Raw genomic sequence first — 23,158 nt, 5'->3', positions numbered from 1 at the left:
AATGACAACGGCGTCAGTGCCCGCCGCGGGCACTAGCAAGGCGCGGGTCGGAGTCCAGCGCTTCGGCACGTTCCTGTCCGGCATGATCATGCCGAACATCCCCGCGCTCATCGCGTGGGGCATCTTCACCGCGTTCTTCATCGCGGTCGGCTGGACCCCGGTCCCGGCGCTCGCGACGCTGGTGGGTCCCTTCATCCACTACCTCCTGCCGATCCTGATCGCCTACACCGGCGGCAACATCATCTACGGCGTGCGCGGCGGCGTGGTGGCCTCGATCGGCACGTTCGGCGCGATCGCGGGGTCGGACTACCTGATCGCGCAGATCAACGCCGACCTGCCCGCCGACAACCAGCTCGGCCAGGTCCACATGTTCATCGGCGCGATGATCATGGCCCCGATCTGCGCCTACTCCATGAGGTGGCTGGACAGCCTCTGGGAGGGCAAGATCCGCGCCGGCTTCGAGATGCTCGTGAACATGTTCTCGGCCGGCATCTGGGGCTTCGTGCTCGCGGTCATCGGCTTCTACCCGATCGCGTGGGTCGTCAACGGCATCATGCAGGTGCTCAGCAACGCGGTCGACTGGCTCGTCTCGATGAACCTGTTGCCGCTCACGAGCATCATCATCGAGCCGGCGAAGGTGTTCTTCCTCAACAACGCCATCAACCACGGCGTGCTGACGCCGCTCGGCATCCAGCAGTCCGCCGAGACCGGCTCGTCGATCCTGTTCCTGCTCGAGGCCAACCCCGGTCCCGGTGTGGGCCTGCTCCTCGCGTTCACGTTCTTCGGCATCGGCGCCGCACGCGCCTCCGCGCCGGGCGCCGCGGTGATCCAGTTCTTCGGTGGCATCCACGAGGTGTACTTCCCGTATGCGCTGATGAAGCCGATGCTGATCCTCGCATTGATCGCAGGCGGCATGACCGGCGTCACGACGAACATGCTCCTCGGGGGCGCCCTGAGGGCGCCGGCCGCACCAGGCAGCATCTTCGCGGTGATCGCTCAAGTCGCGAACAACTCGTATGTCGCGGTGCTGCTCTCGGTGGTGCTCGCCGCCACCGTGACGTTCCTCATCTCGTGGGTCATCCTGCGCGCCTCGCGCAAGCGCGACCTGGAGGCGATGGCGGCGACCGACGACGCGTTCGGCGCGGCGATCACGCAGACGGCGGCGGCCAAGGGCAAGTCGTCGGCTGCGCTGGACGGCCTGCGCAGCGGCGCCGCCACGAGCGCCGACGGCGGCATCGAGCCGGCCACCATGACCGAGCGCGAGATCAAGAACATCGTGTTCGCGTGCGACGCGGGCATGGGCTCGTCGGCCATGGGTGCGAGCGTGCTGCGCAACAAGATCAAGAAGGCGGGCATCGAGAACGTCACGGTCACCAACAAGGCGATCGCGGCCCTGGACGCGTCGGCGGATCTGGTGATCACGCAGAACCAGCTCACCGACCGGGCGCGGCAGAAGACGCCGAACTCGGTGCACGTGTCGGTCGACAACTTCATGAACTCGCCGCGCTACGACGAGGTCGTGGACCTCGTCCGCGCCCAGCACGAGGATGGTGCGTAGCTGAGACCGCGGTGGGGCCGGGCGGGCGAGAAGCCCCCGGCCCCATCGCCCTCGGCACGGCCGCGCCCCGCTGCTCGGAACGGGCGGCGGGTCGCGGCATCCGTATCTCCTCCGACGACACCACAGGCGAATGACGAGAAAGGCGACAACATGGCACGCGAGGTTCTGAGCATCGGGCAGGTGCGCATCCACTCCGGGAGCGCGACGCGCGACGAGGCGATGCGGGAGGCGGCCGACATCCTCCAGTCGGCAGGCGCGGTCACCGGCGCCTACTACGACGCGATGCTCCAGCGCGAGCAGACCGTGTCGACGTACATGGGCAATGAGCTCGCGATCCCGCACGGCACCAACGAGACCAAGGACGAGATCCTCGACTCGGCGCTGTCGGTCGTGCGCTACGACGGCGGCGTGGACTGGGACGGCAACCCGGTGACGTTCGTGGTCGGCATCGCCGGCAAGGGCGATGAGCATCTCGAGATCCTGTCGCAGATCGCGATCCTGTTCTCGGACGAGGACGAAGTTGCCCGGCTCAAGACCGCCCAGACGCCGGAGGAGCTGTTCGGCCTGGTGTCGGCGGCGGGCGTGTGATGAAGGCCGTCCACTTCGGGGCCGGCAACATCGGGCGGGGGTTCGTCGGGCTGCTGCTGCACGAGGGCGGGTATGAACTCGTCTTCTCGGATGTCGCCGCCCCGCTCGTCGACGCGATCAACCGCGTGTCCCGCTACACGGTGCACGAGGTGGGCGAGGGCGGTCGCGACACCGTGGTGACGGGCTTCACCGCCATCAATAGCGCGGAGCACCCCGACAAGGTCATCGACGAGATCGCCGGAGCCAACGTCGTCACGACGGCGGTGGGACCGACGATCCTGAAGTTCGTCGCGCCGCACATCGTCGCCGGGCTCGCACTGCGGGACCCATCGAGTCCGCCGCTGCAGATCATGGCGTGCGAGAACGCGATCAACGCCACCGACCTGCTCCGCGACGAGGTCAAGGCCCTCGCCGGCGACGCGTGGGACGCGCTCTCGTCGCGAGCGGTGTTCGCCAACACCGCCGTCGACCGCATCGTGCCGGCCCAGCCGGAGGGCGCCGGCGTCGACGTCACGGTCGAGCCGTTCTTCGAATGGGCGATCGAGCGGCCGCCGTTCGGCGACGACCCGCCTGACATCCCCGGCGCGCACTTCGTCGACGACCTGGCGCCCTACATCGAGCGCAAGCTGTTCACGGTCAACACCGGGCACGCCGCCACCGCCTACTTCGGTGCCCAGGCCGGCGTCGAGGCGATCGCCGGCGCGCTAGCGGACCCCGGCATCGCGTCGCGTGTCGAAGCTGCGCTCCAAGAGACCTCGGCGCTCCTCGAGGCCAAGCACGGGCTCGACGCCGCGTCGCTGGCGGACTACCGCGCGACGATCCTCGGCCGGTTCCGCAACAAGGCGCTCCCCGACACGGTGTGGCGCGTCGGCCGTCAGCCGCTGCGCAAGCTCTCGCGCCACGAGCGGTTCGTCGGCCCCGCCGCCGAGGCCGCCGAGCGCGGACTCGGCGTCGACGCCCTGGTCGCGGCGATGAGTGCGGCGCTCGCGTTCGACGACACCGAGGACGCCCAGTCGGTGGACCTGCAGCGGATGCTGCGGGAACAGGATGCCGCGTCCTTCACCGAGTCGGTCACGGGCCTTGAGCCGCAGCATCCGCTCTTCCCGAAGGTCGAGGCGATCGTGGCGGCCCGGCAGGCGGAACTCGGGTGACTTTCCGGGTTCGGGGCGCGCCGCGATCGTTCGGGGCGCGCTGCGATCGCCCCGAACGGGCCTCGTGCGTCCCGAACCCGCGGTGAACCGCGGCGAGCACGTACGCTGATTCGGTGAACCAGCCCGGCCCCGAATCCGAGACTTCGCCCGAAACCACTCCCGAGCCCGCGGCCAAGCCCCGCCGGCGCGGGCTGCGAGCCCTGTGGTGGATCCTCGGCTCGATCGGGGCGCTCATCGTGCTCGCCGTCGTCGGCATCCTGATCTGGAGCCAGGTCGGCGTGATGGGCGCCGAGGCGGATCCGCTCGCGGACGTGAAGGCGAACCCGGGCATCGAGATCACCGACACCGACGCGGGCATCGTGCTCTCCCCCACCGGCGAGTCCGCCGACGTGGGACTGGTGTACATCCCGGGCGCGAAGGTCGACCCGTGGGCATACGCCTACAAGCTCTCGGGCGTCGTCGCCGAGGACGGCGTCACCGTCGTCATCACCAAGCCGTGGCTCAACCTCGCGTTCTTCGACGTGAGGCCGCTGTCGACGTTCACCGGCCTCGCGCCCGACGTCGACACGTGGCTGGTGGGCGGGCACTCGCTCGGCGGCGTACGGGCGTGCCAGCTCGCGACGGATGCCGACGGCCTGGCCCTGTTCGGCTCCTACTGCTCGAACGACTTGTCGGAGTCGGGTCTGCCGGTGATCAGCGTCTCCGGCAGCGAAGACGGGCTCTCGACGCCCGAGAAGATCGCGGACGCCCGCCACCTGCTGCCCGAGGACGCCGAGATGCACGAGATCGAGGGCGCGAGCCACTCCTCGTTCGGCGACTACGGCCTGCAGGCCGGCGACAACACCCCGACGATCTCCGACGAGGACATGCGCGACCAGCTCACCGAGCTCGTCGGAGCCTTCGCGCTCGCGCAGGGCTGAGACGGTGGCCCTCACCCTGGTCCTGGCTGCGATCGCGGCCTTCGTCGCGGCGGTGATCCAGCGCATCACCGGACTCGGGTTCGTGCTGGTGCTCGTGGGGCCGATCGTCGTGCTCTACGGACCGGTCGAAGGGGTCACGATCGCGGTGCTCCTCGCCCTCGTGGCTGCCTGCACCGCGGTCCCCTTCGTCTGGAAGCACGTCGAGTGGCGGCGCACCTGGTGGCTCATCTGGCCGGGCCTCGTCGCCTCGCCTTTCGGCGTGCTGCTGGTGCACCTGCTGCCCGAGGCCGCCCTGTTGCTGCTGATCGCGGCGATGGCGTACTTCGCACTCGTGGCGAGTCACATCCCCGCGCTCTCGGCGTCGCTGTCAGGTCGTACCGGTGCGATCGTCGCCGGGTCGGCCGCCGGCTTCATGAATGCCGCGAGCGGTCTGTCCGGCCCCGCACTGGCCGCGTACGCGGTCGGCGACAAGTGGCCGCAGCGCCGTTTCGCGGCGAGCGTGCAGGTGATCTTCCTGGCCTTCGGCATCGCATCGGTTGTCCTGCGCGGACTGCCGACCAGCCCCGCCGCAGATGTGGGCACCCTCGTGGTCGCCACGATCGCGGGCATCGCGATCGGCACGATCCTGTCGCGCAACGTGTCGCCGCGGATCGCCCGGGCGGCGATGCTCGCCATCGCGTGGGCCGGTGCGACAGTGGTGCTCGTGCGGGGCATCCTGGCAGTCTTCGTGTGAGGCGACGGGGATTTCGGTTAATTCCGACTAACGCTTAGGGTTGCTCTCGAACCTGGGGTCGGCACCGTCGCGCCGACGACACGACGACGTGTGGAGACGGAATGAAGGACGCATGAGCGCGCATCGCTATGCCATCATCGGCGCCGGACCATCGGGCCTTTCCGCCGCTCGGGCGCTGCAGAAGACCGGGATCGAGTTCGACGGCTTCGAGGCGTCACGGGGGGTCGGCGGCCTCTGGGACATCGAGAACCCGCGCTCCACGATGTACGAGTCGGCGCACCTCATCTCATCGCGCACGACCACCGAGTTCACCGAGTTCCCGATGCGCACCAAGGCCGACTACCCGAGCCACCGCGAGCTCATCGCGTACTTCCGCGACTTCGCCGACCACTTCGGGCTGACCGGCCGATTCCGATTCGACACGAAGGTCACCTCGCTCGAGCCCACGGACGACGGCGGTTGGATGCTGCGCGCCGAAGGCCCTTCGGCAGGCTCGGGGAACGCGTCGGTCGAGCAGCGCTATGACGGGGTGATCCTCGCGAACGGCACCCTCGCCGAGCCGAACGTCCCGGCGTTCCGCGGCGAGTTCACGGGTGAGCTCCTCCACACCAGCGCCTACAAGTCCGCGACGCAGCTCACCGGCAAGCGGGTGCTCATCATCGGCGCCGGCAACTCCGGCTGCGACATCGCGGTCGACGCCGTGCACCACGCGGCAGCCGTCGACATGAGCGTGCGCCGCGGCTACTACTTCGTGCCGCGGTACCTGTTCGGCAGACCCTCCGACACCCTCAACCAGGGCAAGCCGCTCCCGGCGCGCATCAAGCAGTTCGTCGACACGCGGGTGCTGCGCGCCTTCACCGGGGACCCCGTGCGGTTCGGGTTCCCCAAGCCCGACTACAAGATCTACGAGTCGCACCCCATCGTCAACACGCTCATCCTGAACCACCTGGGCCAGGGCGACCTGCGGATCGTGCCCGATATCGACCGTTTCGACGGACGCACCGTGCACTTCCGCGACGGGTCGTCGGCCGAGTACGACACCGTGCTCCTCGCCACCGGCTACAAGCTCGACTACCCGTTCGTCGACCGCGCCGCGCTGGACTGGTCGGGCATGGCCCCACGCCTGTTCCTCAACACCTTCACCCCGTCCTTCAACGGGCTCTACGTGATGGGCATGATCGAGGCATCCGGAATCGGCTGGCAGGGACGCTACGAGCAGGCCGAGCTGATCGCCGCGTACCTCGCGGCGATCGAGCGCCACCCCGATCGCGCGGCCGCGTTCCGCGCGCGGGTGACGGGCGAGCCGTGGCCGGATCTGACGGGCGGCTACAACTACCTCGGCCTCGAGCGCATGTCGTACTACGTGAACAAGGACGCGTACCGCGGCGCTGTCCGCACCGCCACGCAGTCCCTCAGGACGGATGCCGCATCCGGTGGCCCGCGACGGGCGCGCGGTGCCGCCCGGCGGGAGGTGACGGCGTGAACCCCGACGACGTCGTGCTCAACTTCAACCCGGGCACGCTCGTGATCCTCAATGTCGTCCTCGGGCTGATCATGTTCGGCATCGCGCTCGACACGACGGTGGAGGACTTCAAGGTCGTCGCGCGCAAGCCGAAGCCCTTCGTCATCGCGATCCTCGCGCAGCTCGTCGTGCTGCCCGCCGTGACGTTCGCGCTGACCCTCATCCTGCCGGTGACGCCGTCCATGGCGCTGGGGATGATCCTCGTGGCCTGCTGCCCGCCGGGCAACATCTCGCAGGTGCTCACGCATCGCTCCGGCGGCAATGTGGCGCTCTCGGTGTCGATGACCGCGGTCTCGAACATCATCTACATCTTCGTGCTGCCGCTGTCGATCGCATTCTGGGGGTCGCTGCACCCGACCGCACGCACCCTGCTCGAGGCGGTGTCGCTCGACGCCTGGGCGATGCTCGGCGACATCCTTCTGATCATCGGTCTGCCGTTCGCCTTGGGTCTGTTCATCCGCCACCGCTTCCCCGCGTTCGCGAAGCGCGTGCAGCCGTTCGTCAAGTGGTTCTCGCTGCTGGCGCTCGTCGGCTTCATCGTCGCCGCGCTCGCGGGCAACTGGGCCTACTTCGTCGCGTTCCTCGGCATCATCATCCTGGTCGTCACGATCCACGACGCCGTCGCATTGGCGATCGGCTACAGCACCGCGGTCGTCGGGGGCCTCGGCACCCGCGAGCGCAAGGCGATGACGTTCGAGGTCGGCATCCGCAACGCCGGGCTCGGCCTCGGACTGGTGTTCGCCTTCTTCGGCGGCCTCGGCGGCATGGCGATCGTCGCCGGCTGGTGGGGCATCTGGGACATCATCGCCGGGCTCCTGGTCGCCGCGCTCTGGGCGCGGCACACGAAGAGGCGCACGGGATCTGCCAAGGGCGACGCGTCGCGCCACGCGGCGCTGCGGGCGGCACCGGACGGCGGAACGGGATCACCGGCGACGGGCTCGTCCGGTCCTTCGGAGCCGGTCGCATGAGCCGCCGCGTCCTCGTCACCGGCGGCGCCGGTTTCCTCGGATCCCACGTGGCCGCGGCTCTCGCGGGCCGCCCCGACGTCGAACTGGTCGTGGCGGGCGACGTGCGGCGGCCGCAGCATCCCGTCGACGGCGTCGTCTACGACGACTGCGACGTCACCCGTCCCGACGGCCTCGTGCCGCTGCTGCGCCGCCACCGGATCGATGTCGTCGTGCACCTCGCCGCCATCGTCAACCCCGGCCGCGACCACGGTCTCGAGTACCGGGTGGATGTGGACGGCTCGCGGCACGTGCTCGAGGCGGGCGTCGAGGCCGGCGTGAAGCGGATCGTGGTGTCGTCCTCGGGAGCCGCCTACGGCTACCACGCCGACAACCCCGAGTGGCTTCGCGAGAGCGACCCCGTGCGGGGCAACGACGAGTTCCCGTATTCGAAGCACAAGCGCCTCGTCGAGCAGCTGCTCGCCGGATACCGCGAGGCGCACCCCGAGCTCGAGCAGGTCGTGTTCCGCATCGGCACGATCCTGGGGCCGACCGTGGAGAACCAGATCACGGCGCTCTGGGACGGCCCCGCACTCCTCAAGGTGCGCGGTTCGGAGTCCCCCTTCGTCTTCGTGTGGGTCGACGACGTCGCCGCCGCCATGGCACGCGCCGCCACCGACGGCCCGCCCGGGATCTACAACGTCGCCGGCGACGGCCGCGTGACCGTGCCCGAGATCGCCCGGCGCCTCGGCAAGCCCGTCGTGACCGTGCCCGCCGGGTTGCTGGGCTTCGGCCTGCGGGTGGGTCGGAGACTGCACCTCACCGTCCACGGCCCGGAACAGGTGGGCTTCCTCCGCTATCGCCCCGTCCTGGCCAACGCACGCCTGAAGGACGAGTTCGGCTTCACCCCCGCCAAGACGTCGTCCGAGGCCTTCGAGGCGTACCTGGCGTCACATCCCGGCGTAGCCCGCCGCTGACCGCGGCAGCTCTCCGGTCGCTCTGCGAAACTCCACGGAATTGCGCCGGCTGCGCCCTCGAAGGCCTCGAACGGGCCGAGACGCACGCGGATCCGTGGAGTTCTGCCACCCGCGGCTTCTCCCCAGCCCGCGATCCGCGGAGATTGTCCCCGGATCCCTCGGGCCGACCACCCCGCTCGGCGCGCGACCGATTCGCTGGGTGACGTGTCCGAACTCGAGAAGCGCGCCGCCGCGCACCGCATACTCTCGGCGACGTTCCTCAGTCCCCAGGCGCTCGCCGAGCACGGCATGAGCCGGCACCGCATCGCATGTCTCGTAGCCGACGGGCGCCTCGTCCGCACCCGGAACGGCCGCTACCTCCGCGCCGACGCCCATCCGCGACTGCTGGAGGCGAGCCGCCTCGGTGGTCGGCTCGACTGTGTCTCTCTTCTTGCGGAGATCGGTGTGTTCGTGAGGGACCGGCACCCCCTACATCTGCAGTTCACGCCCGCAACCACACGTCTACCCGTGCGGCCCGAGCAGGTCGTCGCCCATTGGCGCGACACCGAATGCGAGAGAACAGCTCTGGCGGTCGACCTGGTCAGCGCACTCGTTCAGGCGTGTCGGTGTCAGCCTCCGCGTGATGCGGTGGCCACCCTGGACAGCGCCTGGCACTCCGGGCTCGTGGACGAGGCGGAAATCGCCGAAATCTTCCGCCGTCTGCCGCGGCGCTATCGAATACTGCGGGACCTGCTTGACCCTCGCTGCGAATCGGGGGCAGAGACGCTCATGCGCCTGCTCTTCCGGGCGCTGGGGTGCCATGTCGACGTTCAGGTCGAGCTTCCCGGCGTCGGGCGCGTCGACCTGATCATCGACGGGTGGCTCGTCGTCGAGTGCGACAGCAAGGCTCACCACGAAGACTGGAAGTCGCAGCTGCGCGACCGCCGACGTGATATCGCCGCGGCAGGGCTGGGCTGGGCTGGGCTACACCACGATCCGACCCGTGGCAGAGGATATCTACTACCGTTCGGAAGAGACCCTCACGGCGATGAAGGCGATCCTCGGCGCCCACGCCAGGCACCAGGATCCGCAGAACTCCACAACACAGACTCGGTTGAGGGACCGCAAGGCCTCATAGCCCGTCGAAAGTCGGTGATCCGTGGAGTTTTGCAGACGACGCACGAAGAGAGCGGATGCCGCGGGCCGCGGCATCCGCTCTCCCCAGCAGCCTGCGGGCTACGCGTCGAAGCCGTCGGCGATGAGGTCGATGAGTTCCTCGCGCTCCTCCACCGGGAGGAAGGCGCCGGCCGCGGCGTTCAGCTGGAAGGCCTCGAGATCGTCGAGGCCGTACTCGAACGTCTCGGCGAGCAGCGCGAGCTCGCGCGTGAGCGACGTGCGGCTCATGGTGCGGTTGTCGACGTTCACGGTGACCGCGAAGCCGAGCTGGTAGAGCAGGTCGAAGGGGTGATCCTCGATCGTCGTGCCCCAGCGCTCGATGGCGCCGGTCTGCAGGTTCGACGACGGCGACAGCTCGAGCGGGATCTCGCGGTCGCGCACCCAGCGCGCCAGGTCGCCGAACTGGACGAGCACCTCTTCACCGGCGCGCGAGACGACCTCGAGGTCTTCGGCGAGGCGCACGCCGTGGCCGAGTCGCAGCGCGCGGCCGTCGATCAGCGCCGAGCGGATCGAGTCCAGGCCGGCGGCCTCACCCGCGTGCACGGTGGCGGGGAAGAACTCCGACGCCAGATAGTCGAACGCCTCCCGCAGGCGCGAGGGCGGGAACCCGTCCTCGGGACCGGCGATGTCGAACCCGACCGCGCCCCGGTTGCGCCAGTCCACGGCCAGCCGTGCGATCTCGAGCGAGCGGTCGCTGTGGCGCATGGCCGAGATCAGCTGGCCGACACGGATGTCGTGGCCGCGGCTCTCCGCCGCGTCCTCACCCTCCTCGATGCCCTCCTGCACCGCCGCGACGACCTCGTCGAGCGACAGCCCGCCGCCCAGGTGCTGCTCGGGCGCCCAGCGCACCTCGCCGTAGATGACGCCGTCCGCGGCGAGGTCCTCGACGAACTCGCGGGCGACCCGCGTGAGGCCCTCGCGCGTCTGCATGACGCCGATCGTCAGGTCGAAGGTCTTGAGGTACTCGACGAGCGAACCCGAGTCGCTCTTCTCGGCGAACCAGTCCGCGAGGTCGTCCGGGTCGGACTCGGGGACCTCGAACCCGATCGCGTCGGCCAGTTCGATGATCGTCGCGGGGCGCACGCCGCCGTCGAGGTGATCGTGCAGCGAGACCTTGGGGAGGCTCCGGAGCGACACTCCGTCGAGGATGGCGTCGCCGTGCTGGTCGATGGGCATTGGGGGTTCTCCTCGGTTGCGATCGCGAGTCGGGGGTGCGGACGGATGCTGCGGCCCGGGCGCCGCGTCGGGCCCGCCGCGGGACTGACTCAGCCTAGGCGGTGATGCGTTCCAGGACGAGAGGACGGCGCTGCGGTGCGTCCGGGCCGATCTCCCACGCCCCGTCGAGGGCTTCGAGGGCGCGGTCGAACCGGGAGGCATCCTCGCCGAGAAGGGTGAACAGCGGCTGGCCGGCGGTCACCTGATCGCCGGGCTTCACGTGAAGATCGATCCCCGCCGCGTGCAGCACCGGGTCCTGCGCGCGGGCGCGTCCCGCACCCAGGCGCCACGCGGCGACGCCGAACGGGAGCGCCTCCATGCCGGTGACGTAGCCGCCCTCGGTCGCGGTGACGGTGTGCGTCTCGTTGGGCGCGGGCAGCGCAGCATCCGGATCGCCGTCCTGCGCAAGGATCATCGCGCGCCACGCGTCCATCGCGCGGCCGTCCTGCAGCGCCGCTTCGACGTCGGCGTCCGGCCGGCCGGCCAGCGCGAGCATCTCGCGGGCCAGGGCGATCGTCAGCTCGACGACGTCGGCGGGACCGCCGCCGGCGAGCACCTCCACCGACTCGCGCACCTCGTTGGCGTTGCCGATGGCGAGGCCGAGCGGGGTGTTCATGTCGGTGAGGAGCGCCGTCGTCGAGACGCCCGAGTCGGTGCCGAGGGCGACCATCGTGCGGGCGAGCTCGCGCGCCCGGTCGACGTCTCGCATGAAGGCGCCCGAGCCGAACTTCACGTCGAGCACGAGCGCGTCGGTGCCTTCCGCGATCTTCTTCGACATGATGCTCGACGCGATGAGCGGGATGGCCTCGACGGTGCCGGTCACGTCACGCAGCGCGTACAGCTTCTTGTCGGCCGGTGCGAGGCCGGAGCCGGCGGCGCAGATGACCGCGCCGACACCCTGCAGCTGCGCGAACATCTCGTCGTTCGACAGCGCGGCGCGCCAACCCGGGATCGACTCGAGCTTGTCGAGCGTGCCGCCGGTGTGGCCGAGCCCGCGGCCTGACAGCTGCGGCACAGCGACACCGAACGAGGCGACGAGCGGGGCCAACGGCAGGGTGATCTTGTCGCCGACGCCGCCGGTCGAGTGCTTGTCGACCGTGGACTTGCCGAGCCCCGAGAAGCTCATCCGCTCCCCCGACGCGATCATCGCGTCGGTCATGACGCGGATCTCGTCGCGCGTCATCCCGTTGAGAAGGACCGCCATCGCGAAGGCGGCCATCTGCGAGTCGGCGACGTAGCCGCGGGTGTACGCGTCCACCATCCAGCGCAGCGCCTGCTCCGGCACCGCACCGCCGTCGCGCTTGGCGCGGATCACGTCGACCGCGTCGAACGGCTCGACGCCCGTCGCGTCGCTCATCGCGTCGCCTCCTCGAGGTCGCGGGGTCCGAACGCGTCGGGCAGCACCTCGTCGATGGTTCTGATGCCGGACACCGTCTCGAGCAGCATGCCGGGGATCGCGAATTCGAAGAGCAGCTGCCGGCAGCGGCCGCACGGCATGATCGTGTCGCCATGGCCGTTGACGCAGACGAAGGCGACGAGGCTCCCTCCGCCCGAGTTCGCGAGTTCACTGACGAGACCGCACTCGGCGCAGAGGGTGATGCCGTACGACGCGTTCTCGACGTTGCAGCCGGTCACGATGCGCCCGTCGGTCACGAGGGCGGCGGCGCCGACCTTGTAGCGCGAGTAGGGGGCGTACGCCCGCCGCATCGCGTCGGTCGCCGCGGCGCGCAGCTCATCCCAGTCGATATCGGTCATGCGCGCGCTCCGTTCGCGTCGGGTCGGGTATCAGGAGGGTCGACGGATGCCGCGGCCTGGCATCCGTCGCCCTTCACACGCGCGGCAGGCACGCGTCATCCCTTGATGTATGGCTTGCCGGCGGCGGCGGGGCCGCGGATCTGACCCGCGAAGCCGGCGACGGCGATGATCGTCACGAGGTACGGCAGCATCAACATGAACTCGCTGGGGATCGGCGTACGCAGCACGGTCAGCAGGTTCTGCAGGTTCGTCGCGAACCCGAACAGCAGCGCCGCGAGGGTTGCGCGGATCGGGTCCCAGCGGCCGAAGATGACCGCCGCCAGGGCGATGAAGCCGAGGCCCGCCGTCATCTCCTTGGTGAACTGGCCCACCGAGACGAGCGTGAAGTACGCGCCGCCGATACCGGCGATCGCTCCGGCGAGCGAGACGTTCCAGAACCGGCTGGTGTTCACCTTGATGCCCACCGTGTCGGCCGCCTGCGGGTGCTCGCCGACCGCGCGCAGCCGCAGGCCCCAGCGGGTGCGGTAGAGGCCCCAGGCGACGAGCGCGACCGTGATGTACATGAGGTAGACGATGAACGTCTGGTTGAACAGCACGGGTCCGATGATCGGGATGTCGCTGAGCAGCGGGATCTCCCACCGCGTGAAGCGCACCGGGCGGTTGAGGTCCGCCTCGTTGGGCACGAGGAGCGCGCCGTAGAGGAAGCCCGTCAGGCCGGTCACGAGGACGTTGAGCACGACGCCGACGATCACCTGGTCGACGAGGTATTTGATGGAGAACGCCGCCAGGACGAACGCCACGAGCACGCCGCCCACCATCGCCCCGACGAGTCCGACGAAGGGGTTGTGGGTGATGCTCGCAAGCAGCGCGGCGCTGAACGCGCCGAACAGGAACTGGCCCTCGATCGCCACGTTGACGACGCCGACCCGCTCGCCGATCACGCCTCCGAGCGCACCGAAGATCAGCGGGACCGACAGCGACAGCGCACCGAACAGCAGACCGGTGACAGGCACGAGCCCGCCGGCGGCGGCCCACACGAGGAACGCGAACACGGCGAGGAGGCTGAACACGATCGGCAGCCAGAGGCCGGTGCGGCGGTAGCTCGCCGAGTCCCAGAACGCCCAGAGCGTCAGGAGCACGAGGAGGCCGATGAGGACCCAGCAGGTCACCGCGGTCGGGAAGCTCACGTTCGGCAGGCCGATCGACGAGCTCGGATCGCTCAGCCGGAACGTGCTGATGCCGTTGCGGGGGACGAACAGGAACAGGAGCGCCAGCAGAACCGTCGCGATCGCGAGGGTCACCGGCAGCTTCAGGTGGCGCACCTTCACGGTGGCCAGCTGGATCGTCCCGTCGGGAGCAGGAGCGAGCGCGGTCATGCGGACACCGCCTTCTTCGCAGCCTTGGCTCTCGCCTTGGCGGCCTTCTCGGCATCGGTCTTCGGCAGGAAGAAGATCGTGCGGATGAGCGGCGGCGCCGCGATGAACAGGACGATGAGCGACTGCACCACGAGCACGATGTCGACGGGGATGCCCTGCGAGGCCTGCATCGTGAACGAACCGGCCTTCAGCGCGCCGAACAGGATGCCGGCGGCGAACACGCCCCATGCCCGGCTGCGACCGAGGAGGGCGACGGTGATGGCGTCGAAGCCGATGCCCGCGTCGATGTACCCGTCGAAGCCGGTGGTCACCGAGCCCTGGATCTGGTTCATGCCGGCCAGACCCGCGAGGCCACCGGCGAAGAGCATCGCGTAGATGTACATCCGCTGCACGGAGATGCCGGACGCCCGGGCCGCGTGCGGGTTCTCGCCGACGGCGCGGAGCCGGAATCCGAGGCTCGAGCGCTCGACCAGCCACCACACGAACACGGTGGCCGCGATGACGATCACGAAGCCCCAGTCGAGCAGGGGGAAGCGAGGTCCGAGGAGGTCGGGGAACTGCGCGTTCGACGGCGTGGCCGACGAGATCGGCTGGTCGCCCGCCGGGCGCTGCAGGATGCCGGGCGTGCGCACCATCCACGTCACGAGATAGAACGCGACGTAGTTGAGCATGATGGTGAGGATCACCTCGTGGGCGCCGGTGCGCGCCTTCAGCACACCGACGATGCCACCCCAGATCGCACCGCCGGCGATGCCCGCCGCGAGGGTCAGAGGCAGCTGGAGGAACATCGGCAGGTTCAGGTTGAAGGTGAACAGCGCCGCCGTCGCACATGCGATGAGGATCTGGCCGCGGCCACCGATGTTGAACAGGCCCACGCGGAACGCCAGCGCCACACCGAGGCCCGCGGCGATCAGCGGGGCGGCGAAGCCGAGCGTGTTGGTGAGCGGCCGGATCTGCGTCGCGAAGTCGTTCGCCCGGGGGTTGTAGATCGCCCCGCGGAAGAGCGCCTCGTACCCGCCGTACACGGCGTTCCAGACGGCGCCGAGGGTGTCGCCGGGTCGCGCGAAGAAGTAGCCGGACGCCGCCTGGACCTCCTCGTTCGTGATCGCCATCAGGATGCCGCCCACGACCATCGCCACGACGATCGCGAGCACGGTGGTCACCCAGTTGCTGCGCAGCAGCTCCTTGATGAAGACGTTCTGACGCGGCGGCGCGGGCACCTCGCCGTCGACGGCGCCGGGCGCGTCGGGCGTGGGTCCCGGGAGGTCCGGCGAACCTGTGAGCGGGCCCGAAACGGGCGGGAGCTGATCTGCCGGCAGCCCCTTGAGCGGGTCGCCGCTCGCAGCGGGGTTCTGGTCGTTCACGCGACGGCCTCCTCGGGCTTCTCGCCGGCCATCATGAGGCCGAGAACGTCTCGGGGGGTGTCGCCGGGCACGATGCCGACGATCGCTCCGCGGTACATCACCGCGATGCGGTCGGCGAGGGCCGCGACCTCGTCGAGCTCGGTCGAGACGACCACGACCGGGATGCCGGCGTCCCGCGTCTCGACGATGCGCTTGTGGATGAACTCGATCGAGCCGACGTCGACGCCGCGCGTCGGCTGCGCCGCGACGAGCAGCTTCAGCTCGCGGCTCATCTCGCGCGCGATCACGACCTTCTGCTGGTTTCCGCCGGACAGTGTCCCGGCGGGGACGTCGGGGCCCTGCGTGCGGATGTCGTACTCGGTGATGCGCGCCTTGGCGAAGTCGTCGAGCACGCCGCGGCGGATCGTGCCGCCCGATACGAAGGCCTTGTCGCCGGACCGGTCGAGGATGAGGTTCTCGGCGACCGTGAAGGTGCCCACGAGGCCGTCCTCGGTGCGATCCTCGGGCACGAACCCGACACCCTCGTCGAGGATGCCGCGCACGCTCTTGCCCACCAGCTCGACGCCACTGAGCTCGATCGACCCGCTCACGCGCTCCCCGAGGCCCACCATGGCCTCGATGAGCTCGGTCTGGCCGTTGCCCTGAACGCCCGCGACAGCGAGGATCTCGCCGGGGCGGACGTCGAAGCTCACGTCGTCGACGACGACGGTGCCGTTCGCGGTGACGACGCGGAGATCGCGCACCTCGAGTCCGCCCTCGCCGGGCTGGGGCGGGCCCTTGTGGACGGTGAGCTCGACCGCGCGGCCGACCATGAGAGAAGCGAGCTCCGCGTTGGACGCGGTCGGTGAGGCCTCGCCGACGACCTTGCCGAGGCGGATGACGGTGATGCGATCGGCGACCGCGCGCACCTCGCGCAGCTTGTGGGTGATGAAGACGATCGAGGTGCCCTCATCGCGCAGCTGCTTCATGATCGTCATCAGCTCGTCGGTCTCCTGCGGCGTGAGCACGGCGGTCGGCTCGTCGAACACGAGCACCTTCGCGTCGCGCGACAACGCTTTGATGATCTCGACCCGCTGCTGCACGCCGACGGGGAGATCGCCGACGATGGCGTCCGGATCGACCTCGAACCCGAAGCGGTCGGCGACCGCGCGCACGTGCTGGCGGGCCTTGGCGAGGTCGAGGGCGCCGAGCGCCTTCGTGTTCTCGTGCCCCAGCATCACGTTCTCGGCGACGGTGAAGACCGGGATGAGCATGAAGTGCTGGTGCACCATGCCGATTCCCGAGTTCATCGCGTCGCCGGGGCCCCGGAAGTGCTGGACGACGTCGTCCAGCAGGATCTCGCCCTCATCGGCCTGGTAGAGGCCGTAGAGCACGTTCATGAGTGTCGATTTGCCGGCGCCGTTCTCGCCGAGAAGGGCATGGATCTCTCCCGGCTGGACCACGAGATCGATGTGGTCGTTCGCGACGAGGGACCCGAAACGCTTCGTGATCCCACGGAGCTCGAGCTTCATATGTGCACCCTATATATGCTGTCGGCCGCGGCGCCATCCATCTGACGGCGGCGGGAAGAACGCGGCCGGGTGGAATCGTCCACCCGGCCGCGTTCCGCTGTTCCTGCTGCCTTACGGCGAGCTGGGCGAGGTCACCTCGAGGTCGCCCGAGATGATCTGCTCCTGGAGGGCGGCGAGCTCATCGAGCAGGCCCTCCGGCAGCTGCGACTCGAACGAGCCGAAGCCCGACAGGCCCACGCCCTCGTTCTCGAGCGTGCCGATGTAGGTCGCGGGGTCGAAGTCACCGGACGAGGCCTCCATCGTCGCCTGGTAGACGGCCTCGTCGATGCGCTTCATGATCGAGACGAGCACCATGTCGGCGACCGAGGGGTCGGCCTTGGCGAGGTCGGAGTCGACACCGAGCATGACGGTGCCGCTGCCCGCGTCGGTGATGGCGTCGCGCGCGCTCTGGTAGATCGGGCCGCCGACCGGGAGGATCACGTCGACGCCCTGGTCGAGGATGCCCTGCGCGGTCTGCTTGGCGGTGTCGTTCGCGGCGAAGCCGCCGGTCATCGAGCCTTCCTGCGCGTCGACGTCCCAGCCGTAGGTCTCGACCGCGGCGCCCTTGTCCTCGTTGTACTTCTCGACGCCGTCGATGAAGCCGTCCATGAAGATGGTGACGGGCGGGATCGGGATACCGCCGAACGTGCCGACCTTGTTGACGCCGGCCTGCGCCGACCACGCGGCCGCGGCGTAGCCGCCGAGGTACGCAGCCTGGACCGTGTCGAACAGGAGCGGCTTGATGTTCGGCGCGTCGGTGGTGCCGTCGCCGGTCTCCTTGCCGTCGTCGCCCGTCTTGCCGCTGTTGTCGGCCCGGTCGTCGATGATCGCGTAGTTCACGTCGGGGTTCGCGAGCGCGGAGGCGACCGTGTCGGCCGAGAGCTTGAAGCCGACCGAGATGATGAACGTGCAGCCCTCGGCGATGAGGTTCTCGAGGTTCGGGGCGTAGTCGTTGGCCGAGCTGGACTCGACCTCGATGGGCTTGACGCCGAGCTCCTCTGCGGCGCGGTCCATGCCTTCCTTCGCGGACTGGTTGAACGACTTGTCGTTGAAGCCGCCGTCGTCCGACACGAGGCAGGGGGTGAAGCCCTCGACGACGTTTCCGGCGTCTCCCGTGGATTCGGTCTCCTCAGGGGCGGAGCCGCAGCCGGCGAGGGCGATCAGCATGCCCGCGGCGACGGTGACGCCGACGAGCTTCTTGGTGCGTGAGATGGTCAACTCAGCCTCCACTACGTTCCCCCGCGTCCTTCACGGGGACTGCACAAAGTTACCCACTGTGACGGCGCGGTTGCATGCATCGTGAGGCGTCGTTCGCGAAAGGTTACAAAGACGCAATATCCCGCTCAGATGAGCAGAGGATCGGGGAAAACGGATGCCGCGGGCCGCGGCATCCGATTTCACAGCACTTCGCCGCGACCGCTGAGCTTGAGCGCGTCCACGACGCCCTTCACGCGCTGCGCGTGCTCGCTCGTGGTGACCAGCAGCGCATCCTCGGTGTCGACCACGACGATGTCCCGGACCCCGATGAGGCTGATGACCCGCCGGGTCTGGCTCACGACGATGCCGCTGGCGGCATCCGACAGGATGCGGGCGTTCTCGCCGAGGATGGCGAGGTCGTTCTTGCGGCCGTGGGAGTTGAGCTTGGCGAGACTCGCGAAGTCACCCACGTCGTCCCAGTCGAAGTGGCCGGGGATGACGGCGAGGCGCCCCTTCGCGGCGGAGGGCTCGGCGACGGTGTAGTCGATCGCGACCTTCTTGAGCGTCGGCCAGACCCGGTCGACCACCGGTCCGCGCTCATCCCGGTCGTCCCAGGCCTCGGCGAGATCCATGAGTCCCGCATAGAGGTGAGGCTCATTCTCGGCGATCTCGCCCAGCAGCACGTCGGCCCGCGAGATGAACATGCCGGCGTTCCACAGGTAGTTGCGGTCCGCGAAGTACTCCTTCGCCGTCTCGAGGTCGGGCTTCTCGACGAAGCTCTCGACCAGCGCGGCCTCGGGCGCCCCCTCGACCTTCAGCGCGGTGCTCTTCTTGATGTAGCCGAACCCGACGGACGGCTCGGAGGGCTGGATGCCGATGGTGCAGATGTAGCCCTCGCGCGCGGTGGCGACCGCCTGGTTCACCGCCCACTCGAACAGCTGCGGCACGCGGATGACGTGGTCGGCGGCGAAGGAGCCGATGATCACGTCGGGCTCGCGGCGCGAGAGGATCGCGGCGGCCAGGCCGATGGCGGCCGTCGAGTCGCGAGGCTCCGACTCGAGGAAGACGTTCTTGTCCGGGATCCCGGGGAGCTCCCTCTCCACGGCGGCACGGTGTGCTCGGCCGGTCACGACGGCGATGCGATCGGGCCCGGCGAGCGGCTCGAGGCGGTCCCATGTATCGCGCAGCAGCGTGCGGCCAGAGCCGGTGAGGTCGTGGAGGAACTTCGGCGCATCGGCGCGCGACAGCGGCCACAGCCTGCTGCCGATGCCGCCGGCGGGGATCACGGCGTAGAAATCGTCGATGGGTCCGGGCATGGCACCAGGCTAGCGGGATCGGCGAAACAACCGGGGTTCTTTCCCGTCGTGAAGATCCCTCCGGATGGAGGGGGCGTAAGGGTCGCCTTCGTCGCCTGTCCGCGAAATGCGGGAATAGGATGGTCGCAGCGCCCGCGTGACGCCGACGGCCCGAAGCCCACGGTTCCGGGCCCTCTTCGGGGGCCGTCCTCGCAGTCCGAGGCCAGCCCCATCGTGTTTCGATCCAAGGAGGACGGACGTGTCTGCACCAGCACGCGTCACACCGTCGGTATCCGAGACCACCTCCCGAGTTCCCCGCGGCACGCTCTACCGCGGGAACGAAGGCATGTGGTCGTGGGTGCTGCACCGCATCACCGGCGTCGCCATCTTCTTCTTCCTGCTCGTCCACATCCTCGACACGGCGCTCATCCGGGTGTCGCCCGAGGCGTACGACGCGGTGATCGGCACCTACAAGAACCCGGTGATGGCCCTCGGCGAGGTCGCCCTCGTCGGCGCCATCGCGTACCACGCGTACAACGGCCTGCGCATCATCCTGGTCGACATGTGGTCGTGGGCCACACGCCACCAGCGCCAGCTGTGGTGGGGCGTGCTGGGCCTGTGGGCCGTGACGATGCTGGGCTTCGTGCCGCGTCACCTCATGCTCGCCTTCGCTCCGGGAGGGGGCCACTGATGACCGCCATCGCCGAACCGCGCGCTCCGCGCGCCGCCGTCCGCCGTCGGGGCGCCAACCTCGAGAAGTGGGGCTGGGTCTACATGCGCGCCTCGGGCGTGCTGCTCGTGGTCCTCATCTTCGGCCACCTCTTCGTGAACCTGATGGTGGGCGAGGGCATCCACGGCATCGACTTCGCGTTCGTCGCCGGCAAGTACGCCACGCCGTTCTGGCAGTGGTGGGACGTCCTCATGCTGTGGCTCGCGCTGATCCACGGCGCGAACGGCATGCGCACGATCGTCAACGACTACGTGACCCACGCCGGCACCCGCCGCGTGCTGGTCTGGGCGCTCGGCCTGGCTGCCGCGTTCCTGATCGTGCTCGGCACGCTCGTCGTCTTCACGTTCGACCCGTGCATCGGCTTCGACGCCGAGACCGCGTCCGACACCATCATCAGCATCTGCGGCTAAGCACTCGGGCGACCCCCGAGCATCGACCATCGAAAGCACCCAGCGTGAGCACTGAGACCACCGACAGCTACGTCAAGGACGGCGTCCACTACCACCAGTTCGACATCGTCATCGTGGGCGCCGGCGGCGCCGGCATGCGCGCCGCGATCGAGGCCGGCCCCGGGGCGAAGACGGCCGTCATCTCGAAGCTGTACCCCACCCGATCGCACACCGGCGCGGCGCAGGGCGGCATGGCGGCGGCCCTGGCCAACGTTGAAGAGGACTCGTGGGAGTGGCACACCTTCGACACCGTCAAGGGCGGCGACTACCTCGTCGACCAGGACGCGGCCGAGATCCTGGCGAAGGAGGCCATCGACGCGGTCATCGACCTCGAGAACATGGGTCTGCCGTTCAACCGCACGCCCGAGGGCAAGATCGACCAGCGCCGCTTCGGCGGCCACACCGCCGACCACGGCAAGACCCCCGTGCGCCGCGCCTGCTACGCGGCCGACCGCACCGGCCACATGATCCTGCAGACGCTGTTCCAGAACTGCGTCAAGCTCGGCATCAACTTCTTCAACGAGTTCTACGTGCTCGACCTGATCACGGTCGGCGAGGGCACGGACAAGCAGATCGCAGGCGTCGTCGCCTACGAGCTCGCCACGGGCGACCTGCACGTCTTCCAGTCGAAGGCCGTCATCTTCGCGACGGGCGGCTTCGGCAAGATCTTCAAGACGACCTCGAACGCGCACACCCTCACCGGTGACGGCGTCGGCATCATCTGGCGCAAGGGCCTGCCGCTGGAGGACATGGAGTTCTTCCAGTTCCACCCGACCGGCCTCGCCGGGCTCGGCATCCTCCTCACCGAAGGCGCCCGCGGCGAAGGCGCGATCCTGCGCAACGTGAGCGGCGAGCGGTTCATGGAGCGGTACGCCCCGACCATCAAGGACCTCGCCCCGCGCGACATCGTCAGCCGATGCATGGTGCAGGAGGTCGCAGAGGGCCGCGGCGCCGGACCCCACCGCGACTACGTGCTGCTGGACTGCACGCACCTGGGCGCCGAGGTCCTCGAGACGAAGCTCCCCGACATCACCGAGTTCGCCCGCACCTACCTGGGCGTCGACCCCGTGGTCGAGCCGGTGCCCGTCATGCCCACCGCGCACTACGCGATGGGCGGCATCCCGACGAACAACGACGCGCAGGTGCTGAGCGACAACACGACGGTCGTGCCCGGCCTCTACGCCGCGGGCGAGTGCGCGTGCGTCTCGGTGCACGGCTCGAACCGCCTCGGCACCAACTCGCTGCTCGACATCAACGTCTTCGGCAAGCGCGCCGGCCGCAACGCCGTCGAGTACGTGCAGACCGCCGACTTCGTGCCGCTCCCCGAAGACCCCGCGGCCGAGGTGCGCAACCTCATCGAGGGCCTGCGCAACAACCCGGGCACCGAGCGCATCGCGGTCCTGCGCAAGACGCTGCAGGACGAGATGGACCGCAAGGCCCAGGTGTTCCGCACCGACGAGTCGCTGGGCGAGGTGCTCCTCACGATCGAAGAGCTGCGCGAGCGGTACAAGAACGTGCACGTCGACGACAAGGGCAAGCGGTTCAACACCGACCTGCTCGAGGCCGTCGAGCTCGGCTTCCTCCTCGACATCGCCGAGGTCGTCGTCGTCACCGCGAAGAACCGTCAGGAGAGCCGCGGCGGCCACATGCGCGACGACTTCCCGAAGCGCGACGATGAGAACTACATGCAGCACACGATGGCGTACCTGTCGGGCGACCCGCACTCGTCGAACGCCGAAGACCACATCCGCCTGGGCTGGAAGCCGGTCGTCTTCACGAAGAACGAAAAGGGCGAATTGAACTACCCGCCGATGGAGAGGAAGTACTGATGGCGACCTCGGTCACCGACGTCATCGAGCGCACCGACGCCGACGCGCCCGTCCGCGCAGAGGAGTCCGCGAACGACACCGGCATCCAGTCGTTCCTCGTCACCTTCATCATCCGGCGCTTCGACCCCGAGGTCGACGAGGAGCCGCGCTGGGTCGACTACGACGTCGAGCTCTACTCGACGGACCGCGTGCTCGACGCCCTGCACAAGATCAAGTGGGAGGTCGACGGCTCGCTGACCTTCCGCCGCTCGTGCGCCCACGGCATCTGCGGCTCCGACGCGATGCGCATCAACGGCCGCAACCGGCTCGCGTGCAAGACGCTCATCAAGGACCTCGACATCTCGCAGCCGATCTACGTCGAGGCCATCAAGGGCCTGCCGCTGGAGAAGGACCTCGTCGTCGACATGGAGCCCTTCTTCGCGTCGTACCGCGAGGTTCAGCCGTTCCTCATCGCGAACTCGACCCCCGAGAAGGGCAAGGAGCGCATCCAGTCGATCGTCGACCGCGAGGTCTTCGACGACACCACCAAGTGCATCCTCTGCGCCGCCTGCACGTCGTCGTGCCCCGTCTTCTGGACCGACGGACAGTACTTCGGCCCCGCGGCCATCGTCAACGCGCACCGCTTCATCTTCGACTCGCGCGACGACGCGGGCGATGTGCGCCTCGACATCCTCAACGACAAGGAGGGCGTCTGGCGCTGCCGCACGACCTTCAACTGCACCGAGGCGTGCCCTCGCGGCATCGAGGTGACCAAGGCGATCGCCGAGGTCAAGCAGGCGGTCCTCCGCGGGCGCCCGTAACCCCGTTTCTCCTTCAGACAGACGGATGCCGCATCGCTGAGCGATGCGGC

Annotated in this window: 21 protein-coding genes; 12 read left to right on the top strand and 9 right to left on the bottom strand. The window is 69.1% G+C overall.

Features of this window, described 5'->3' with window-relative positions:
- The first annotated feature begins 1 nt into the window (after position 1).
- From J2Y46_RS09395 to J2Y46_RS09360, 8 genes are all read left to right on the top strand, one after another.
- Positions 2 to 1,558, top strand: a complete 1,557-nt coding sequence (locus J2Y46_RS09395) for a PTS mannitol transporter subunit IICB (RefSeq protein WP_310241863.1) — start codon at positions 2 to 4, stop codon at positions 1,556 to 1,558.
- Positions 1,559 to 1,708: 150 nt separating this feature from the next.
- Complete coding sequence (locus J2Y46_RS09390; protein ID WP_310241861.1) at positions 1,709 to 2,146, top strand: PTS sugar transporter subunit IIA; 438 nt, start codon at positions 1,709 to 1,711, stop codon at positions 2,144 to 2,146.
- Positions 2,146 to 3,297 carry a mannitol-1-phosphate 5-dehydrogenase gene (locus tag J2Y46_RS09385; RefSeq protein WP_310241859.1) on the top strand — a complete coding sequence of 384 codons (1,152 nt, stop codon included), beginning with the start codon at positions 2,146 to 2,148 and terminating at the stop codon, positions 3,295 to 3,297. Before J2Y46_RS09390 ends, J2Y46_RS09385 begins: the two co-directional genes overlap by 1 nt.
- A gap of 113 nt (positions 3,298 to 3,410) precedes the next feature.
- Positions 3,411 to 4,217 (top strand): alpha/beta hydrolase, encoded by an 807-nt coding sequence (locus tag J2Y46_RS09380; RefSeq protein WP_310241857.1) that lies wholly within the window; start codon positions 3,411 to 3,413, stop codon positions 4,215 to 4,217.
- 4 nt (positions 4,218 to 4,221) lie between these two features.
- On the top strand, positions 4,222 to 4,950 hold the full coding sequence (locus tag J2Y46_RS09375; RefSeq protein ID WP_052676865.1) for a TSUP family transporter: 729 nt from the start codon (positions 4,222 to 4,224) through the stop codon (positions 4,948 to 4,950).
- Positions 4,951 to 5,062: 112 nt separating this feature from the next.
- Positions 5,063 to 6,433, top strand: a complete 1,371-nt coding sequence (locus J2Y46_RS09370; RefSeq protein WP_310241855.1) for an NAD(P)/FAD-dependent oxidoreductase — start codon at positions 5,063 to 5,065, stop codon at positions 6,431 to 6,433.
- On the top strand, positions 6,430 to 7,440 hold the full coding sequence (locus J2Y46_RS09365) for a bile acid:sodium symporter family protein (protein WP_310241854.1): 1,011 nt from the start codon (positions 6,430 to 6,432) through the stop codon (positions 7,438 to 7,440). Before J2Y46_RS09370 ends, J2Y46_RS09365 begins: the two co-directional genes overlap by 4 nt.
- Positions 7,437 to 8,393, top strand: a complete 957-nt coding sequence (locus J2Y46_RS09360) for an SDR family oxidoreductase (RefSeq protein ID WP_310241852.1) — start codon at positions 7,437 to 7,439, stop codon at positions 8,391 to 8,393. The genes J2Y46_RS09365 and J2Y46_RS09360 overlap by 4 nt, the downstream gene beginning before the upstream one ends.
- Before the next feature lie 501 nt (positions 8,394 to 8,894).
- On the opposite strand, the gene J2Y46_RS09355 is transcribed toward J2Y46_RS09360, so the two are convergent.
- The 9 genes from J2Y46_RS09355 to J2Y46_RS09315 form a co-directional block, all read right to left on the bottom strand.
- Positions 8,895 to 9,284 (bottom strand): hypothetical protein, encoded by a 390-nt coding sequence (locus J2Y46_RS09355; protein ID WP_310241850.1) that lies wholly within the window; start codon positions 9,282 to 9,284, stop codon positions 8,895 to 8,897.
- A 324-nt stretch (positions 9,285 to 9,608) separates the two neighbouring features.
- Entirely contained in the window at positions 9,609 to 10,724 is a 1,116-nt protein-coding gene (locus J2Y46_RS09350; RefSeq protein WP_045300970.1) for an adenosine deaminase, read from the bottom strand.
- Between the two features lie 94 nt (positions 10,725 to 10,818).
- The gene (locus J2Y46_RS09345; protein WP_310241847.1) at positions 10,819 to 12,120 is read right to left on the bottom strand and encodes a thymidine phosphorylase; all 1,302 of its coding nucleotides are present in this window, start codon (positions 12,118 to 12,120) and stop codon (positions 10,819 to 10,821) included.
- Positions 12,117 to 12,518, bottom strand: a complete 402-nt coding sequence (locus J2Y46_RS09340; RefSeq protein ID WP_045300966.1) for a cytidine deaminase — start codon at positions 12,516 to 12,518, stop codon at positions 12,117 to 12,119. The genes J2Y46_RS09345 and J2Y46_RS09340 overlap by 4 nt, the downstream gene beginning before the upstream one ends.
- A 95-nt stretch (positions 12,519 to 12,613) precedes the next feature.
- Positions 12,614 to 13,894, bottom strand: a complete 1,281-nt coding sequence (locus J2Y46_RS09335) for an ABC transporter permease (RefSeq protein ID WP_045300964.1) — start codon at positions 13,892 to 13,894, stop codon at positions 12,614 to 12,616.
- Entirely contained in the window at positions 13,891 to 15,258 is a 1,368-nt protein-coding gene (locus tag J2Y46_RS09330) for an ABC transporter permease (RefSeq protein ID WP_045300962.1), read from the bottom strand. Before J2Y46_RS09330 ends, J2Y46_RS09335 begins: the two co-directional genes overlap by 4 nt.
- On the bottom strand, positions 15,255 to 16,769 hold the full coding sequence (locus tag J2Y46_RS09325; protein ID WP_310241842.1) for an ABC transporter ATP-binding protein: 1,515 nt from the start codon (positions 16,767 to 16,769) through the stop codon (positions 15,255 to 15,257). The genes J2Y46_RS09330 and J2Y46_RS09325 overlap by 4 nt, the downstream gene beginning before the upstream one ends.
- Positions 16,770 to 16,880: 111 nt before the next feature.
- Positions 16,881 to 18,026 carry a BMP family protein gene (locus J2Y46_RS09320; RefSeq protein WP_045300959.1) on the bottom strand — a complete coding sequence of 382 codons (1,146 nt, stop codon included), beginning with the start codon at positions 18,024 to 18,026 and terminating at the stop codon, positions 16,881 to 16,883.
- Between the two features lie 179 nt (positions 18,027 to 18,205).
- A complete protein-coding gene (locus J2Y46_RS09315) occupies positions 18,206 to 19,321 on the bottom strand; it encodes a mannose-1-phosphate guanylyltransferase (protein WP_310241840.1) in 1,116 nt (371 codons plus the stop codon).
- Between the two features lie 238 nt (positions 19,322 to 19,559).
- On the opposite strand from J2Y46_RS09315, the gene sdhC reads away from it, so the two are divergent.
- Genes sdhC through J2Y46_RS09295 form a run of 4 tightly spaced genes read left to right on the top strand, consistent with a single transcriptional unit; the run spans position 19,560 to position 23,108 of the window.
- A complete protein-coding gene (sdhC, locus tag J2Y46_RS09310) occupies positions 19,560 to 19,991 on the top strand; it encodes a succinate dehydrogenase, cytochrome b556 subunit (RefSeq protein WP_082497100.1) in 432 nt (143 codons plus the stop codon).
- Positions 19,991 to 20,440, top strand: a complete 450-nt coding sequence (locus tag J2Y46_RS09305) for a succinate dehydrogenase hydrophobic membrane anchor subunit (RefSeq protein ID WP_045300952.1) — start codon at positions 19,991 to 19,993, stop codon at positions 20,438 to 20,440. Before sdhC ends, J2Y46_RS09305 begins: the two co-directional genes overlap by 1 nt.
- Positions 20,441 to 20,484: 44 nt before the next feature.
- On the top strand, positions 20,485 to 22,308 hold the full coding sequence (gene sdhA, locus J2Y46_RS09300; RefSeq protein ID WP_045300950.1) for a succinate dehydrogenase flavoprotein subunit: 1,824 nt from the start codon (positions 20,485 to 20,487) through the stop codon (positions 22,306 to 22,308).
- The gene (locus J2Y46_RS09295) at positions 22,308 to 23,108 is read left to right on the top strand and encodes a succinate dehydrogenase iron-sulfur subunit (RefSeq protein WP_045300948.1); all 801 of its coding nucleotides are present in this window, start codon (positions 22,308 to 22,310) and stop codon (positions 23,106 to 23,108) included. The genes sdhA and J2Y46_RS09295 overlap by 1 nt, the downstream gene beginning before the upstream one ends.
- The last annotated feature ends 50 nt before the right edge of the window (positions 23,109 to 23,158 follow it).

The organism is Microbacterium sp. BE35, from assembly GCF_031457705.1.
GTDB lineage: Bacteria > Actinomycetota > Actinomycetes > Actinomycetales > Microbacteriaceae > Microbacterium > Microbacterium trichothecenolyticum.
Note: the sequence above shows the minus strand (reverse complement) of the source record. Positions and strands in the feature narration are given on the sequence as shown.

What these genes read in the sequence shown, in the direction of transcription:
- J2Y46_RS09360 (WP_310241852.1), top strand. Translation starts at nt 7,437, where the DNA reads ATGAGCCGCCGCGTCCTCGTCACCGGCGGCGCCGGTTTCCTCGGATCC.
- J2Y46_RS09340 (WP_045300966.1), bottom strand. Translation starts at nt 12,518, where the DNA reads ATGACCGATATCGACTGGGATGAGCTGCGCGCCGCGGCGACCGACGCG.
- J2Y46_RS09305 (WP_045300952.1), top strand. Translation starts at nt 19,991, where the DNA reads ATGACCGCCATCGCCGAACCGCGCGCTCCGCGCGCCGCCGTCCGCCGT.
- J2Y46_RS09370 (WP_310241855.1), top strand. Translation starts at nt 5,063, where the DNA reads ATGAGCGCGCATCGCTATGCCATCATCGGCGCCGGACCATCGGGCCTT.
- J2Y46_RS09390 (WP_310241861.1), top strand. Translation starts at nt 1,709, where the DNA reads ATGGCACGCGAGGTTCTGAGCATCGGGCAGGTGCGCATCCACTCCGGG.
- J2Y46_RS09315 (WP_310241840.1), bottom strand. Translation starts at nt 19,321, where the DNA reads ATGCCCGGACCCATCGACGATTTCTACGCCGTGATCCCCGCCGGCGGC.
- J2Y46_RS09295 (WP_045300948.1), top strand. Translation starts at nt 22,308, where the DNA reads ATGGCGACCTCGGTCACCGACGTCATCGAGCGCACCGACGCCGACGCG.
- J2Y46_RS09385 (WP_310241859.1), top strand. Translation starts at nt 2,146, where the DNA reads ATGAAGGCCGTCCACTTCGGGGCCGGCAACATCGGGCGGGGGTTCGTC.
- J2Y46_RS09325 (WP_310241842.1), bottom strand. Translation starts at nt 16,769, where the DNA reads ATGAAGCTCGAGCTCCGTGGGATCACGAAGCGTTTCGGGTCCCTCGTC.
- J2Y46_RS09395 (WP_310241863.1), top strand. Translation starts at nt 2, where the DNA reads ATGACAACGGCGTCAGTGCCCGCCGCGGGCACTAGCAAGGCGCGGGTC.
- J2Y46_RS09335 (WP_045300964.1), bottom strand. Translation starts at nt 13,894, where the DNA reads ATGACCGCGCTCGCTCCTGCTCCCGACGGGACGATCCAGCTGGCCACC.
- J2Y46_RS09345 (WP_310241847.1), bottom strand. Translation starts at nt 12,120, where the DNA reads ATGAGCGACGCGACGGGCGTCGAGCCGTTCGACGCGGTCGACGTGATC.
- J2Y46_RS09350 (WP_045300970.1), bottom strand. Translation starts at nt 10,724, where the DNA reads ATGCCCATCGACCAGCACGGCGACGCCATCCTCGACGGAGTGTCGCTC.